This window comes from Terasakiella sp. 4MB5A (genome assembly GCF_050058155.1).
Taxonomy (GTDB): domain Bacteria; phylum Pseudomonadota; class Alphaproteobacteria; order Rhodospirillales; family Terasakiellaceae; genus Terasakiella; species Terasakiella halodenitrificans.
In genome coordinates, this window is sequence record NZ_CP188815.1 from 2,720,951 (window position 1) to 2,737,369 (window position 16,419).

13 protein-coding genes are annotated in these 16,419 nt (G+C 49.2%); 8 read left to right on the plus strand and 5 right to left on the minus strand.

Translation table 11 applies throughout. The annotated features are described in order from the left end of the window. Nucleotides 1-131 precede the first annotated feature (131 nt). Together ACI0FF_RS12740 and ACI0FF_RS12745 are read right to left on the minus strand one after the other, a co-directional pair. Nucleotides 132-1,724, minus strand: coding sequence for a hypothetical protein (locus ACI0FF_RS12740; protein WP_419797192.1), 1,593 nt, complete (start codon nt 1,722-1,724; stop codon nt 132-134). A 296-nt stretch (nt 1,725-2,020) separates the two neighbouring features. Beyond that, nucleotides 2,021-2,470 (minus strand): deoxycytidylate deaminase, encoded by a 450-nt coding sequence (locus ACI0FF_RS12745; RefSeq protein WP_419797193.1) that lies wholly within the window; start codon nt 2,468-2,470, stop codon nt 2,021-2,023. 134 nt (nt 2,471-2,604) lie between these two features. On the opposite strand from ACI0FF_RS12745, the gene ACI0FF_RS12750 reads away from it, so the two are divergent. The 5 genes from ACI0FF_RS12750 to rsmA all read left to right on the plus strand — a co-directional run bounded on the left by ACI0FF_RS12750 (nt 2,605) and on the right by rsmA (nt 7,994). Further along, nucleotides 2,605-3,699, plus strand: coding sequence for an LptF/LptG family permease (locus ACI0FF_RS12750; RefSeq protein WP_419797194.1), 1,095 nt, complete (start codon nt 2,605-2,607; stop codon nt 3,697-3,699). Nucleotides 3,700-3,708: 9 nt separating this feature from the next. After that, nucleotides 3,709-4,812: an LPS export ABC transporter permease LptG gene (gene lptG / locus ACI0FF_RS12755; RefSeq protein WP_419797195.1), complete on the plus strand. Its 1,104-nt coding sequence runs from the start codon at nt 3,709-3,711 to the stop codon at nt 4,810-4,812. An 82-nt stretch (nt 4,813-4,894) separates the two neighbouring features. Next, entirely contained in the window at nt 4,895-6,175 is a 1,281-nt protein-coding gene (locus ACI0FF_RS12760; protein ID WP_419797196.1) for a peptidylprolyl isomerase, read from the plus strand. Then, complete coding sequence (pdxA, locus tag ACI0FF_RS12765; RefSeq protein WP_419797197.1) at nt 6,172-7,170, plus strand: 4-hydroxythreonine-4-phosphate dehydrogenase PdxA; 999 nt, start codon at nt 6,172-6,174, stop codon at nt 7,168-7,170. Before ACI0FF_RS12760 ends, pdxA begins: the two co-directional genes overlap by 4 nt. Beyond that, complete coding sequence (gene rsmA / locus ACI0FF_RS12770) at nt 7,167-7,994, plus strand: 16S rRNA (adenine(1518)-N(6)/adenine(1519)-N(6))-dimethyltransferase RsmA (protein ID WP_419797198.1); 828 nt, start codon at nt 7,167-7,169, stop codon at nt 7,992-7,994. The genes pdxA and rsmA overlap by 4 nt, the downstream gene beginning before the upstream one ends. A 1-nt stretch (nt 7,995) precedes the next feature. Here rsmA and ACI0FF_RS12775 read toward each other — a convergent pair whose 3' ends face one another. Together ACI0FF_RS12775 and ACI0FF_RS12780 are read right to left on the minus strand one after the other, a co-directional pair. Then, on the minus strand, nt 7,996-8,679 hold the full coding sequence (locus ACI0FF_RS12775; protein WP_419797199.1) for a Crp/Fnr family transcriptional regulator: 684 nt from the start codon (nt 8,677-8,679) through the stop codon (nt 7,996-7,998). Next, nucleotides 8,676-9,371: a Crp/Fnr family transcriptional regulator gene (locus tag ACI0FF_RS12780; RefSeq protein ID WP_419797200.1), complete on the minus strand. Its 696-nt coding sequence runs from the start codon at nt 9,369-9,371 to the stop codon at nt 8,676-8,678. Before ACI0FF_RS12780 ends, ACI0FF_RS12775 begins: the two co-directional genes overlap by 4 nt. A gap of 169 nt (nt 9,372-9,540) precedes the next feature. Here ACI0FF_RS12780 and ACI0FF_RS12785 point away from each other — a divergent pair, with 169 nt between their 5' ends. Genes ACI0FF_RS12785 through ACI0FF_RS12795 form a run of 3 tightly spaced genes read left to right on the plus strand, consistent with a single transcriptional unit; the run spans nt 9,541 to nt 12,107 of the window. After that, nucleotides 9,541-10,545: a glycosyl transferase family protein gene (locus ACI0FF_RS12785; RefSeq protein WP_419797201.1), complete on the plus strand. Its 1,005-nt coding sequence runs from the start codon at nt 9,541-9,543 to the stop codon at nt 10,543-10,545. Next, nucleotides 10,535-11,290, plus strand: coding sequence for a uroporphyrinogen-III C-methyltransferase (gene cobA / locus ACI0FF_RS12790; protein ID WP_419797202.1), 756 nt, complete (start codon nt 10,535-10,537; stop codon nt 11,288-11,290). The genes ACI0FF_RS12785 and cobA overlap by 11 nt, the downstream gene beginning before the upstream one ends. Beyond that, complete coding sequence (locus ACI0FF_RS12795; protein ID WP_419797203.1) at nt 11,283-12,107, plus strand: CbiX/SirB N-terminal domain-containing protein; 825 nt, start codon at nt 11,283-11,285, stop codon at nt 12,105-12,107. Before cobA ends, ACI0FF_RS12795 begins: the two co-directional genes overlap by 8 nt. A gap of 24 nt (nt 12,108-12,131) precedes the next feature. On the opposite strand, the gene ACI0FF_RS12800 is transcribed toward ACI0FF_RS12795, so the two are convergent. Continuing rightward, entirely contained in the window at nt 12,132-16,376 is a 4,245-nt protein-coding gene (locus ACI0FF_RS12800; protein ID WP_419797204.1) for a hypothetical protein, read from the minus strand. Between the last annotated feature and the right edge of the window lie 43 nt (nt 16,377-16,419).

Sequence of the window (16,419 nt, forward strand, 5' to 3'; positions counted from 1 at the left end):
ACTGGGTCCCCGCGTTCGCGGGGATGACAAAATGGGGGGCAGCACAAACACCGCCCATATCATTTAACGCCCCCTATACGTCATCGTCGTACTTGATACGACGATCCATCTAAAAGGCCTTGCGCGTTAGTTCAATCCCTCATCTTGCCGCGCAAATAGGCAATGATCGGCGCAAGCCATGCAAATTCACGGGAACTGCCTGCATATGCAATTAACATATCCATCAGGCCCATATCTTCAAGCTGAATGAGAAAACGTTGCGCCCCCAATTCAAATGCCTTGCGATTTAAGACATCCACCCCGGCACGGACTTTGCGCGCACAATCCACAACAGGCTTGGCCACAACGGATAAAAGGTTGCCCACACTGCGCACAAAATCAACGACAACAGGGTCAGATACAACAGGCTTATCGTCCTCTTGTGGAACATAATCATCAAAGAGAAAGTCGGCATACGTCTTAAATTCCTCAATAACATCATCATCCAACAAGTCGCCTTGATCATCCAATTGACCCACTACCCCGCGGGCAAAATCTACATCCGATTTTGCCACCCCTGTATCTGCATCTTTTTGATAATCGCGCCATTCCGGCACCTGTTTGATGAAATCGTTGTGATTGACAAGCAAGGCCGCGAGTTCAGCGGCCACATCATCCATCAATTCATCTTTGGCCCGTTGCAACAATTCTGACAGACGGTTGCCTGTTTGCCCCAGTTTTATCACATTCAGATTTTCAAAATGGGACGACAAAGCCGCTTGATACCGCCTGATTGCCCTGTCCAGCACACGATTATTGCCTTCTGGAACGTTATGAACAAAATCCTCCAGTGCATCACGCAACCCATCGCACGCATCATGCCAGCGTTTATCCTGTGCTGCATCACGCGCGGTCAAAGGGTAGGATAGAATGTGGACTTTATCATCGTCGCCCACCTGCAACATAATTTCCGCAAGGCGTTGCACGGGTGGTTCAGGCACCCAATACCGTTTTTCCATCTCCGCAATCAGGGCGTTGACATGGGCGGCGCCTTTTTTCCAGTCTTCATCGGGGATGAGGACGCGTTCGCGTTCCAATGCCTCAATCACAAGGCGGCCATTGGGCCGGGGGCCACCGACCAAACGGTCTTCGTACCAGTTGGTCCAGACCTGCCAGTTTTCATTTAAACTGAGCAAGGCTTCTTTCATCGACTGCCAACGTTTTTTAAGCTCCGAGCCCATCTCACCTAAAAAGAGCGGCCTTTCCATCAGGGCGTCAACAGTCCTGCCTTCTTCAAGGAACGAAATGTCCTGTGAAATTTCTTGCCATGCATTTGAAATAATAGTGACTGTACGAGCGGCAGCAGCCGTACGGACCGCAGCAGCGGCAGCGATAGAAGCGTTGGAGGCCGAGGCGGAGGTTGCAGCAGTATGAGCAGAGGCAGCAGCGGCGGCAGCAGAGGTTATCGCGGCGGTGCGGGCCGCAAAAGCTGTAGCAGTATTTGAGGTGAAAGCGGCAGTTCGAGCAGCGAAATCCACATTTTGGTTCAATCTTGCGCACGCAAACCAAGATATAGATTTCGCACGCAAAGAAGGTAAAATAATAACATCACCATGCTTATAAGCAGCTTTTTCTAAAAATGGCACAACCCGTAAGGCAATACGTGCGGCAATGGCGACGCAGGTCTGCTTATCGCGTCCTTTCAGCCATTCGCGTAATTCTTCCGATGAAGTAATCTCTGTCACGTTGGTTTATCCTATTTCCATTTCTCATCTTCCCTTGGATCGGAAGTTAGCATGATTTAGCGAAACAGTACCACAGGTTTTACTGTTTGGATTAAAACATCTTTTTAGATGGGTAAATACAAGGGAAAAACGTTTCTCCCGATGTAAAGACTGGGTCCCCGCGTGCGCGGGGATGACGAAAGGGAGAACTGCACAAACACCGTCATTCCCGCGAACGCGGGAACCCAGTCTGTGCGGTAGGATCACACCTATCCTGCCTCGCAATCCAATCTTCCAAAAAAGCGGAGCTTCACCGATCAGATGACGAGAACCTCGACCCCGCCTTCGCCGAACATTTCGCGCGACACGGCCATGTCTTCTTCCCAGCGCGATTTGAAATCATCGGTCATGGATGATCCATCGACCACCACGCGGGCAATGCCGGCTTGAATGATTTTGCGCGCGCACCCTGCACAGGGGAAATGGGTCACATACAAGGTCGCGCCAAAGGCCGTGGCCCCGATGCGCGCCATATTGGCAATGGCGTTTTCTTCGGCGTGGCTGGTCCATTTGTATTTTTCAGGGCGTTCATGGCGGCATGCCACATCATCGTTCACGCCGCGGGCAAATCCGTTGTAAGCAAACGTCAAGGGCGTGCCATCTTCCATCATCACGACGGCACCGACTTGTGTGCTTTTGTCCTTGGACCATTTTGCCACTGTGCGTGCCACTTCGATCCCACGGGCATTCCATTTATTTCCGGCCATCTTGCCACCCTATGCTTGCTTTTTTTCCTCCAGTGATCATATTGCTTTCTTTTGGCGTATCAAGGGATATACTTCGCGACGTTATGAAAAGTTTGGACAGATATATTTTCCGGCAGCTTTTTACCGGATTTGTGATGATCTCACTGGCCTTGGTCTGTGTGTTATGGCTGACACAATCCTTGCGCTTTGTTGAAATGATCGTCAATCGCGGGCTGGGAATCGGTATGTTTATCTATTTCACCGCCCTTCTGTTACCCAACTTTCTGACCGTCATCCTGCCTGTTGCGTTGTTTGCCGTTATCACCTTTGTCTACAGCCGTCTGAATGTTGACCGCGAACTGCCCGTCATGCGCGCCAGCGGCATGAGCAACTGGGCCATCGCCAAACCGGCCTTGATTTTAACCGCCTGCGTTATGATGGCATCCTACAGTCTGAACCTGTATCTTGTGCCCAAATCCTATCAGCTGTTTCGCGAACTTCAATGGGAACTTCGAAACAGCATGTCGCATCTTTTATTGCGCGAAGGGGCTTTTAACGAGCTGAGTTCAAAAGTGACGGTTTATGTACGCGAACGCACACAGGAAGGGCAGCTTCTCGGCATTCTCGTGCATGATGAAACCATCCCGGACCGCCCTGTTACCCTGATGGCAGAACGCGGTGCCTTGGTTGAGGTCGACGGGTCTGCCCGCGTGATTATGTTTGAAGGCAACCGCCAAGTCGTTGATAGCAATACCGGCAAGTTTTCCATGCTGTATTTCGACCGCTACACCCATGAAATTCCGATCAAAACGCAAACCAATATTCAACGTCAGCCCGAAGCGCGCGAACTGATGGTCGAAGACCTGCTCACCCCACAAGATAATCCATTGGTCGGGAAAAACGACTGGGGCAAGCATATTGTCGAAGGGCATCAACGTTTATTAACGCCGTTCCTGTGTCTATCCAATGCCTTGGCGGCCCTGATGTTCTTAACGGCGGGACAATTCAGCCGACGCGGACAAAGCCGACGGATTTTACTGGCGATCCTTGGCGTGATTTTCTTGCAGGTGGCCTCCCTTGGGTTGGCGAACGTGAGTGCCAAAAATCTACAGCTTTTACCCCTGCTTTATTTTGCGACCTTGGTTCCCATCCCCGTCAGCAGTTTCTTTATGAGCTGGCACCCCAAACGCAGCCCCAAACGCATGGCAAAAGAATTAAAGCTTGCCCAATCCGGCCAGTTGGAGGCGTAGGTACAGACAATGTTCAAACTCGCCCCGACACTTTCCGTTTACATCGGTCGTCATTTTTTGACGCATTTTGCCGTTTTAATGCTGGTTTTTCTAGGACTGATCTATTTGATCGATTCTATCGAACTGCTGCGCCGTTCCTCTAATAAAGAAGGTATCTCCGCCTTAATCAGCCTGCAAATGGCCTTGTTAAAATTACCGCATCTGGGGCAGGAAACTTTCCCGTTTGCCGTTCTTTTTGCCGCCATGTCCGCCTTTACCCGTTTGACCCGATCGCACGAACTGGTCGTTGCACGTGCCGCTGGTGTTTCAGCCTGGCGATTTATGAGTCCGGCAATTCTGGTTGCTTTTTGCCTTGGCCTCTTTCAAATCATGGTCATAAATCCGTTGGGATCAGCGACATTAAGTGCTTACGAACAAATGGAAAACAGATACTTTGACGGGCACACCAGTATGTTGAGCTTATCGGCAAACGGTTTATGGTTACGCCAAAGCAACCCGGATGGACAATCGGTTTTGCATTCGCGCTACGTCTTGCAGCAAAAGGACAATGTGGACCTCAACAACGTCACCATCTTTATTTACAGCGAACGCGATAAGTTTTCCCACCGGATCGAAGCCCAGCGTGGCTCACTGGAAGAGGGCTTCTGGCATCTTTATGATGTGCAAATCCATGTGGCAGAACAGCCCACGGAATTTCAGGAAGAACTGTGGTTTGAAACAGATTTAACCTTAAATAAAATCCAAGACAGTTTTGCCCCGCCGGAAACCATGTCTTTCTGGGCTTTACCGGACTTCATCAACACAATGGAAAAAGCCGGTTTCAGTGGGAAACGCCACAAGCTTTATTGGCATAGTCTTTTGTCTACACCGTTGTTGCTGGCTGCCATGATTTTAATCGCGGCGACATTTACCCTGCGTCATACGCGAAAAGGCGGCACCACCTTTGTCGTTGGTGCCGGTATGTTGACCGGGTTTATCTTGTATTTCTTTTCCGATATATCCATGGCACTGGCGTTGTCCGGCAGCATTCCCGTCCTATTGGCGGCGTGGGCACCTGCCAGTATTTGCATGCTTTTGGGCTGTGCCATGATTTTGCATTTGGAAGACGGATAGGAATCATTCCTATAAAGGACTATACTTCTGTAAAAATCTCTTTAAATTATACAAACTAAACGAAACAGAAGACTGATTTATCATGTTCAATTGCTGCCGTTCCTTCTTCATTATTGGCCTGTTCAGCGCCTTCATTGCCTGTGTCCCTTCCACTGTGTTACATGCACAAGGGATTATGCGTATTGCTGCTGTTGTAAATGACGATATCATTTCAGAATTGGATATTGCCCAGCGCGTGCGATTAACGATGGCAACAAGCAGTATGCCGAACACGCCTGAAGTTCAAAAAAGCCTTACTGCCAATCTGTTACGCGTCATGATTGATGAACGCCTTAAAATGCAGGAAGCCGAACGTCTCGAAATTGAAGTAACCGACCAAGAAGTCGATCAAGCACTTGAGCGCTATGCACGAGCACAACGCATTCGCGATGGACTGCTTAACGAATTTTTACAATCGTTGGGAATTGACCGCGAAGTTCTAGCCGATCAAGCGCGTGCGGAATTGGGCTGGAGCACGGTAATCTCGCGCACGGCAGGAGACCGCATTAGCGTCAATGAAGAAGAGATTGATAAAGCCCTGGCTGAAAAAAATATCAACAAAGGCAAACCCGAATACCTTTATTCTGAAATTTACCTGCCTATCGACAGCCCGTCTGAAGAAGCAACTGCTTTGCAAATGGCAGATAGCTTGATTGGTCATATCAAAAGCGGTTCTCCGTTTGATAGCCTTGCCCGTGATTTTTCACAAAGTGCCTCCGCACCGGAAGGTGGTGCCTTGGGTTGGGTTCAAACAGGTCATATCGATCCAAAAATCGAAGCAAGCTTGATCCAGATGAAGGAAGGTGATTATTCTAATCCAATCCGCACATCATCCGGCTTCTTCATTGTCAAACTTCATGAAAAACGCCTTATCGGCGTCGAAGAACAAGATGAATTGCTCGATATTGCTCAAGTCATTCTTCCCATTGCAACCGATGCAACACCAGAAGCATGGGCCGCACGCAATGCTCAAGCCAGCACCATCGCACATCAAGCGCAAAGCTGTGAGAACCTTATTGAAATCGGCAAGCAGGTTGAAGGCGCAAACGCCGGTATTTTAAACCAGCTCAAGCTTTCCAACATGCCGGAAGATATTCGCAATACACTCATGCCCATGAGTGCTAATCAAATCACAACGCTGGAACAAAAGAAGGGGGCTGTTCTCGTGTTAATGATTTGTAACCGTGCTTTGGTCCCCACCACACCGGAAATTACCATACGCAACAATCTGAAACGCGAATTACGTATGGAAAAAGTCAATCGGGAAAGCCGTCGCCAGTTGCAAACACTGCGCCGCAACGCTTTTGTGGATATCCGCCTATGATCGCACCAATTGCCATCAGTATGGGCGAACCTGCCGGAATTGGCGGTGAAATCACACTGAAGGCATGGCGCGAAAACCGGGAACATATTCCCTGTTTTTTTGTGATTGATTGCCCGCATCGTCTTGCCCATCTTGCCAATCGTCTGGGCTGGACAGTCCCGATCTGCCCGATTACGACCCCGCAGGAAGCACACGATGTTTTCCCAGATGCTTTACCCGTTCTGGAACATCCCGTCACCGCCGTGGAACCGGGACAATTAAATAAACATAGCGCGAAATCCATTATCTCGTCGATTGAACGGGCAGTCGAGCTTTGCCTCAAGGGGGAGGCTAGCGCCGTTGTAACCAACCCCATTCATAAACATAACCTGCATAACGCAGGATTTGGCTTTCCCGGTCATACGGAATTTTTGGCAGAACTTGCAGGTATTAAGACACACCCCATCATGATGCTTGCATGTGATGAACTTCGTGTCGTGCCTATTACGGTACATGTCTCGTTACAACAGGCCATTGCGGAACTGACGACCGATCTGATCGTTGAAAAATGTGCAATCACGGCGAAAGCATTACAGAATCACGCAGGTATTGAACACCCGCGACTTGCCCTTGCCGGGCTCAATCCGCATGCCGGTGAAAACGGTGATATGGGCCGCGAAGAAATTGATATCATCATTCCGGCAGTTGAAAAATTACAAGAGATGGGGATTAATGCCTTTGGTCCCTTGCCGCCAGACACCATGTTTCACGAAGCTGCACGCAAGACTTACGATGTCGCCATGTGTATGTATCATGATCAAGCACTCATCCCGATTAAAACGATTGCCTTTGATCTCGGTGTCAATGTGACTCTGGGTCTCCCTTTTATTCGGACCTCTCCCGATCACGGCACCGCTTTAAACATTGCAGGCACCGGAACCGCCAGTGCAACCAGCCTGTGCGCAGCCCTGAAAATGGCAGGCGATATGGCCCATAGACAGAAACAAAAGAAATGACGACAGATACCCTGCCCCCTTTACGCGATGTTATCGCAAAATATGATCTAGCTGCAAAAAAATCACTGGGACAACATTTCCTGTTGGATTTGAACCTGACCGGACGCGTCGCACGTGCAGCCGGTAATTTAAGCGAATGCACTGTCATTGAAATTGGCCCCGGTCCCGGCGGTTTAACCCGCGCCCTCTTGGCAGAAGGCGCCAAAAAGGTCATTGCAATAGAACGTGATCAACGCCCCATTGCCGCCTTACAGGAAATTGCCGCCGCTTATCCCGGTCGCCTGGAAATTATCGAAGGGGATGCCCTGACAATTGATCCCGCCGGCCTGTGTGACGGACCGCGTAAGATCGTTGCCAACCTGCCTTATAATATCTCAACCCAACTTGTTTTAAACTGGTTAGAAAACATCACAGAATATGAATGCCTCACGTTGATGTTTCAAAAGGAAGTCGCAGATCGACTGGCGGCTCAAACACGCACCAAAGATTATGGGCGTCTTTCCGTTCTTACCCAATGGCTGTGCGATGTGCGTTTGGATTTCAACATCAAACCCACAGCCTTCACCCCGCCGCCCAAGGTCATGTCCACGGTTGCCACACTGGTGCCACGCGATAAACCGCTTGTCGATGTGGATCGCAAACAATTGGAACGCGTAACCCAAGCCGCATTCGGACAACGCCGAAAAATGCTGCGTGCCAGCCTTAAATCCTTAGGTGTAAATGGCGAAGAACTGGCAAATAAGGCTGGGATTGAACCGACAAAACGCGCTGAAGAACTCAGCGTTCAAGAATTTTGCGCTCTTGTTCAAGCCTTAAACAGCTAAATTAGTCGCCGCAAAATTCACGCAGTTTGTCGAGGTCTTCCACAATCAATTCGCGTTTTTGACAATCCACACCGATTTCACGCAACCGTGACAAGGCACGAGACAAACTTTCCGGCTTCATACCAACACGGGCCGCAATCAGATTCTTATCATAGGGCAAGGCAACCGCAGTTCCTTCGTTCTCTTCTGTCAGCGACAAGAAAAATGCGCCCAGGCGTTGCGCCGGTGATTGAGTTTTGAGTTGTGAAATTTCATTGAGCAAATGACGATAGCGCCCGGCCATTTTAGACAGGATTGTCCGCCCGATGCGCGGCTTGTTTTTCAATACATTTAAAAAGGGATCACCATCAATTCTGATAAGACGTGAAGGAATCACCGTTTCACAATTGACCGGAAAACGCCCGGATGCAAACATCGCAGCTTCGGCAAAACTGGTTGTCGGATTGAAAATTTCAACAATGCTTTCCTCCCCCTCTTCATTGGCGGTAAAAAGCTTCACGCGGCCTTCCAAGATAATGTAAAAACGATCTGCCGGATCCCCTTGAGAGAATAGCAGACTGCCTTTTTCTTCTTCGATCAGAACGGCATTTTTTAGCAAAGCTTCCAGGTCATCCGGGCCTAACCCTTTGAAAAAACGAACTTCACCAGCCTTTTGGACCTCTGCCGGTCCTAGCGTCTTGCTCATACCATGCCCTCTTCAAACAACCAGTCATCTTCGCCACAGTAGTTTTTCAGAACTTCAATATCCATAATTTTGACCTGATTGCGCATGGTTTCGACACCTGTCTTCTTCAATTTCGCAAGCGCACGAGATAAACTTTCAGGCTTCATTGCCAAACGAGCGGCTAAAAGACGTTTTCCAAACGGCAAATCAATGACAACCTCGCCTTCTTCCGCAGATGTCATACCCAATAAATAGGCACCAAGCCGGCGTGATGTATTTTTCAATTTCAAATCGTTAATTTCACGAACAGCCCCACGCATCTCAACCGAGATATTGGCAAAAACAGCCATCTGCAAGTCAAACTGTTCTTCCAGCAGGCTTAAAAACTCGGCTTTCGGTAATTGAAAAATGACGCTGTCTTCCAGAACTTGTACGGAAAGACAATAAGCCCCTTCTTCGCAAACTTCCGCGAAACCAACTTTCGCCCCTTGTGAAATGATATCAATAACCGTTTCTTCACCGTTAATATTTTCAACTGATGTTTTGGCGCGCCCGGACAAAATCCAAATGACATGGCAGGCTTGCGCGCCTTCACGGCTGAGGACATCCCCGGCTTTGACCTGTTTTACTTCGCCGGTACGAAAGACGATTTCCAACACATCTTGCGGCAAACGATTTAAAATCGGTAATCGGGCTAACTTGTTAAAATCCATCGGATTGTCACCAAATAATTGTGTGAGTTTAATTATTAAGAAAAAGAACGCCCCCTTGGCAAGCAAGAAGGTGAATTATTTCCCGAAATTCGCACAAATGTCTTTTATCGCAAATGCGAAAGGAATATGTTTCAGAAACACTCAAGAAACAAGTATAATCGACATCATCATGCAACAAGAACATCCCTTCGCACAATATATTCGTATCATCGGCAAAGGTCCGCGTCTATCACGCCCTTTAACCCGTGAAGAATCTTTTCAAGCCGCCACAATGATTTTAAATCATAAGGTTGACCCAATACAACTTGGGGCATTCCTGTGCATTCTACGCGTCCGTACCGAAGACCCGGAAGAAGGGGCAGGTTTCATTGATGCGGTTCGAAATGAGCTGACTCTGCCACTCGATATACCGGCTATTGATCTGGATTGGCCAACCTATGCCGGAAAGGCACGGCAATTGCCCTACTATCTGCTGGCAGCCCTTGCAATGGCCTCAACTGGTATTAAAATTTTTATGCATGGGGCTTCTGGCCACACTGCAAACCGTGTTTATACGGATCAAGCGTTAGCTGAACTGGGAATTGCGCAAAGTACCTCTTTGGAAGATGCTGCTCTGCGCCTTAAAAATGGCAATTTCAGTTACCTGTCTTTAGATAAAATCAATCCTGTTTTACAGGAAATTATGGATCTAAAATCTACATTGGGTGTCCGCACCCCTATTAATACCTTTGCCCGCATGATCAATGCCTTTAATGCACCTTGCGTCCTGCAATGCATTACCCATTCTGCCTACCGCGACGTTCATCGTGATTGCGCAGCTTTACTAGGGCAAGAACGCATGTGTGTCTTTAAAGGCGAAGGCGGTGAAATTGAACGCCGCGCCGCCAAGCCCGTCAATATCCAATATCTCATTAATGGGGAACGTTTTGAGGAAGAATGGCCTGCATTCCTTGCACCGGAAGATGCTGCCCATGATACTGATATGGATATGAAACGCTTGAAAAAGGTCTGGTCTGGCGAAGACTGTCATCCATATGCCATTGCCGCCATTACAGGAACGATTGCCATTGCGTTACGCCTGATGGGCCGTGCCACTTCTTGTGATGACGCACATGAACAAGCAAAAACAATTTGGGCTAACCGCCAAATGGATACAATCCCTTATGCCAAGTGATGAAAACATCCGTAATCGCGTTGTGCTTGTTGGTGCCGGTCCCGGTGACCCCGACCTATTAACCATTCGTGCTTTGCGCATGATTGAACAAGCCGATGTGATTGTTCATGATCGTCTTGTCACAGACGAAATTCTCAACCTCGTCCCAGATCATGTCAAAAAAGTTTTCGTTGGAAAAGCACCCGGGCGACATATTTTAAAACAGGAAGAAATCAACGCCCTGCTATTTGAACTCGCCTGCAAACATAAACTTGTCGTGCGTTTAAAAGGCGGTGACCCGTTTGTCTTTGGACGCGGTAGCGAAGAGGCCGAATTCCTACTGCAAAAAAACATCCCATTTGAAGTCGTCCCAGGCATTACAGCTGCTGCTGGATGCGGGGCAGCCGCACGCATTCCCCTTACCCATCGTGGTGTGGCACGCAGTGTCCGTTTTGTCACAGGCCATTATAAAGAAGGTGCGGACCTCGACATCGACTGGGCCTCATTAAATGACCCGGAAATGACCGTGGTGATTTACATGGGATTACAAAATCTGGATGCCATTGCGGAGCATATGATCAAGGCAGGTCGTGCGGCGAATACGCCTGCTGCCATTATTGAAAATGGGGCAACACCTGCGCAACGCATTGCCTACACGACATTAGAACGCCTCCCCGAAACCAAACGCCAAGGCGATTTCAAACCGCCCTCATTATTGATTATCGGTCATGTGATCGACGTTGCACAAGCATTGAACCATGAATGACAGATTAAAACAAACCACATTAATTATTGCCGGACATGGGTCTAGTAAAAGCCCGAACATGGGTCGCCCTGCCCGCCTGCATGCGCAATGGATTAAAGATCAAAATATTTTTGCCGATGTAAGAACCGCTTTCTGGAAAGAAGAAACCTTTCTTCAGCATGCCCTTGACGGTGTGACCACCCCAGAAGTCGTGGTTGTCCCGAATTTGGCCTGTTCCGGCTTTATTAATAAAGTTGTTATTCCGCGTGAAATGGGACTGGATGGTCCCATAACCCAGCGCAAAGGACAAACCATTCATCTCTGCCAACCCGTTGGTGAACATCCGAACTTAGCAGCCCTTATGGCAGAGCGCCTCCATCAGGTGATGGAAGATGAACAGCTTTCGCCTAATGAAACAACTGTTTTTGTCGTTGCACACGGCAACCCGGACCCGGACCGTCCGGCCTCTCATGACAGTGCGGTCATGCTGGCGACACGCACCTACAGTCATTTCCCAGTTCAGGCTATTTTACCGGCCTTTTTAGAAGAAAAACCCTTTCTCAAAAATTGGGAAAAACGGGTCAGCACCCCCAATGTGATCGTCCTGCCGTTTATGATTGCGGCGGGCACCCACGGCGCACGCGATATCCCAGAATTTTTGGGGATTGAACTCAGCGCACAACAAGAAATCGACCTTCACGAAAACGGCCAACCTACAGGCCCGTTTGAAGCCGCACCCGGACGTCACATCTGGTTAATGCAAGCCATAGGGTCCCACCCGCGCATGGCCGAGTTTATTGTCGATATTGCCCGCGAAAAACTTGCAAGCCAAATCTAATACCCTTGGCATAAGATCAAAGCGTTATTTGGGTTCCCGACCCAATCCCTGACACAAGGCCAGATAGACTCTGCCCACATCAGAACCATAGAACGTATTGGCGAGGATACCGTGTTGATCTTTATCCTTGGCCTGAACGATCAATTGTTCAAACTCGCTGAAATAACGGTTTGCATAGGTTCTAAAGGCTTCATGGTCGCGATAAGCATCCTTGATGGCATTCAGCTTGTTACGATCTTTCAAGGCTGCAAGTTTGCGCACAAAGATGGAACGGTCCCCACGGGTGAAGCGGCGCCATTCTTCCTCGCTGATCCCGATTTCCAGTTCGCGTGTAATATCAACGCCCAAGGATTGCAGCGATTCAACAACAAAGGCATGACGGCGCATAAATTCGTCCGTACCAACCTTGCCATCCACCTCCGACAGATCTTTTACCAAGTCTTTCGCATGGCGGTTGAGCTGGCTCATGGATTTGGTTTGTTGTTCCATCGCTTTCGCCGCATCGTGGGCCTGATGGGCCGCTTCCGACCATGTTTTGCGCAACAGATCGGAACGTTTTTTCAAATTATCATCCCACGCACCCAGTTTTTCCATTGCCAGATCAGAAACTTGCGTCACTTCGGCATTTCGGCTTTCCAAACTATCACTGGCTTTGGTTATTTCTTTTAAGGTCTGGTTCACAGTGCTCGCCAGTTCATCCATCTGATGACGTGCGGCTGCACCGGCCACATCAAAGCCTTTTTTGATTTCCATCGCATTGACTTGAGCAGCACGGGTTTTACGCTCCAGTGACTTGGTTGCCTGATCCAGTTGCATGGCTGAACGTTCCCCCGCAGACAATATATCTTTGGCCCGTTCTTCCAAATGATCGGCAGCTTGCGCAATATCGGCATGGATTTGGTGTGCAGCCCCGGCGACAAGGTCGGAACGTTCACGGACCAACTCACCTGCTTTATTCAAACGATGTGCCGCTTTTTCTGAACGTCCCTCTAATTGCGTGACGAATTCCTGCATGGCCATAATTGCTTCTTTAAGCTGGGATACAGTCTGGTGGGTCACTTGTTCAACATGATCCCCGCTGCGTTCCATATTATGTGTTACGCTTTGCAATTGTGCATTGGCCTGTTCGGTACTGCTTTGCGTATCCCGGCTGGCTTTATGCATATTTTCCGCCATTTCCGACATCAATTTAGCCGCGCGATCCATCGAAATTGCAATCTCTTCATTGCGCGTATCAATTTCCGCGCCCAACTGGCTCACCCGCGTCAGGGCATTGTCCGCCACATCGTTGATTTTGCTGTTTTGACGTTCCAGTTCCAGATTAACCGATTGCACCCGCTCTTTTGCCTCTTCGCTTGTTCGGGTAATCTTTTCACCGCTTTTATTCAACAGCTCGCCCATATCAAACAGGCTTCCTTGCGCTCCTTCGGCGACATTGTTTAAATTCGCAATATGAGATTGTAATTTTTCACCGACTTCTTTCAATTCATCACGGGTTTGCCCGGCCATTTTCAAGGTGTCACGGGCAGAAGCCTGTGTATTTTCGCTGACCTGCGTCAACTGGCGGGTCAAATGATCGCCAAACTGACTTATTTTTTGCGCCTGTTCTTCCAAACTACGCGAGGCAACTTCAACACTATCAACAACAGTTTGCGCCTGTGTTCCCACCCGTTGCACTCGTTTGGTCAAATTCACCCCGGCATCTTCAACACGGTGTTCCATTTCCGTGACTGTATCAGCCAACAATGCCCCCGCCTGATCCGCAACTTCATTAACCCGTAGGGCGTGGTTTTCCAACCCTTCACCAATTTCAAAGACGCGTTTACCCGCCTCATCAGTCGCATTCATCATCGCATCGCGTTGGCGTTGGAACCCGGATCCAACCAACCCCATCAGCTTCGCCGCACGGTCAGAAGCACTGGCCATTTCCTGCCCACTTAGGCGAATAGCCGATTGCGCTTGTTCCAACTGGCCTGCTGTTTGTTCAGAGGTACTGCGCAACAAAGACGTTTGTTCATCCAGACGAATAGAATAGCCTTCCATCTGACGGGCCGCTGCGTCTGCTGTATTTTTAAGGGAACGCGTACTGGTCTGTAACGTTGCGTCCATATCATGCAAACGCTCTGCTGTACGTGCACTGACCTGATCCAGTTCCTCGGTCCGGTCTTGCAAAGTCGCACTGACGCTTTCCATTCGACCAGCGGCTTCACTGGAAGCCTGATCCAGATTTTGTGCATGATGGGAAAGGCGTCGCCCGGCTTCTGCCAAAGCATCGCGCGAGGTCAAAGATGTTTTTTGCAAACGTTCATTCTGTTCTGAAATCTCCGCCCCCAAAGATTTCAGGCTGCTGTCCATCTCGTTTGCATTATTGCGAATTTCACCCAATCGATCCGTCAAATGATCGGCTTGAATTTGTGCCTTTTCGCCTAACAACGTAACTTCTTGGGCACTACGGCGCAAACTATCCGTTGCAAGGTCAATACTTGCCGCCCCTTTATCCGACAAAATCGTGATGGTTTGCGAACCGTCATGCAACGCCGCCGTTACAGACTGGATCCGGCTGGCAGCATTGGTTGCCGCATCAATCAAATCCAAAGACCGTTTCTGCAAATGAATACCGGCATTTTGCAAACGTTGTTCTGACAAAGTTGACAATTCTTGCAATTCGTCGGTGCGTGAACGTAAAACTTCACCAGCCCCGTTTAATCGCTCGCTCGCCTCTTCGCTGATCATTGTGACATCGCGGCCAGCCTGTGACAATTGATCGCTGATTTGTTTAATGCGTTCTTCCACACGGTTGGCTGCACTTGATGTTTTCTGCGCCGTCTCCTGAACCTCATCATTCAGCTTACCGGTGCGTTCCATCGCCCGTTCCGTCGCCATATCCAACTGGCGCGCCTGTTGACGGAAGACGTCCGATGTACTGCGCATTCCCATCAAGGAATTATCCGTGGAATTCATTAATTCCTGCGCGCTTTCTTTCAGATTTTCGCGCATCTCACGCACACGATCAGAAACCTGATCCGCCGTTTTGTTCAAATGATCCGTCTGTGAAACAAGGTTTTCACGAATTTGTCCGGTTTGCGTTTGCACCAATTCTGATGTGGCGTTCAGTTCTTTTAACTGACGTTCAAACACCTTGCCCATTGCCTCGCCTTGATCGTGGGCCGCTTCACTGCTTTTGCGCAAGCTTACGGTATGATCGTCCAACAATTTGGCGTTTTGGTTCAAACGGTCTGCTGCTTCATTGGCCATTTGATTAACCGAGCCGATGGCACTGCCCAACAAGTCGCCAATTTCAATACTGCGCCCTTTGGCCTGTTCAAAGACCGTTTCCAGTGCCTTGCCTTCGCGTTGAAAGATTGACGCGGTTTCCTTGGTTTTATTGACAATACCGTCAGACACTCTATCCAGCTCGCTTGCACGGCGTTTTAATGTTTCGGCAATATCTTCAGTACGCGACGAGGCACGCTCAGACACATTCACCAGATCATGGGCCTGATGGTGCAAAACGTTACCGACTTCACGCGCCCGATCAATTGCACGATCAGATACATTCAGCAAATCTTCGGCCTGACGACGCAAACTGTCTTCTGCTTCTTTCGCCCGTGTATCAGCTTCATGGGAAACTTCGGACAATTCCACACTGCGCGAACGCAATAAATCATGGATGGCACGTGATCGCACCAACGCATCTTCGGACGCGCGGGTCAATTCCTGTGTTTGGCCGCGCAATGAGTCCGTAATGGCGCGCACGCGCTGTTCCGCGGTTTCAGACGGATAGACCATACGGCGCAGATACCAGCGCAACGCCTGACTTTCCGTCTGCAACAAACGGCTGCGTTCCAGATAGGCCGCAATTAACCACAACAACGCCAAGGGCGTGACAAGCCCCGCAGCTAAACCACCAATTTCGTGCGGCATTAATTCATTGAGTGTGGACCAACCAAAATAGGTTTCAATATAATCGTATGCCCCATAGACCCAGCCAACAGACAACAGGGCCGCAACAATGCTCAGAAAACGATAACGTACATAAAACGGGGCACGCCAGTCTTCTTCAGCCAGCAGTTCCACATCAACCATGCGGTCGCCAGCATCAAGCAGGTAATCTTTCTGTAACGGAGACAATTCCGGCATGGCGTTTTTTTTGCCATCTTCATCCGTCTTTTCTCCGGCTTGATCTTTTACCTGATCTGCCTGATTTTCTGCGTCGAAAGCCACCTCGATAGAAGATCGACCTTCTCGCTTTGAACCATCATTGCTCATCGTGCCACTCGTGTCTGTATTCACAGGCCATAAAAAAAGGCCT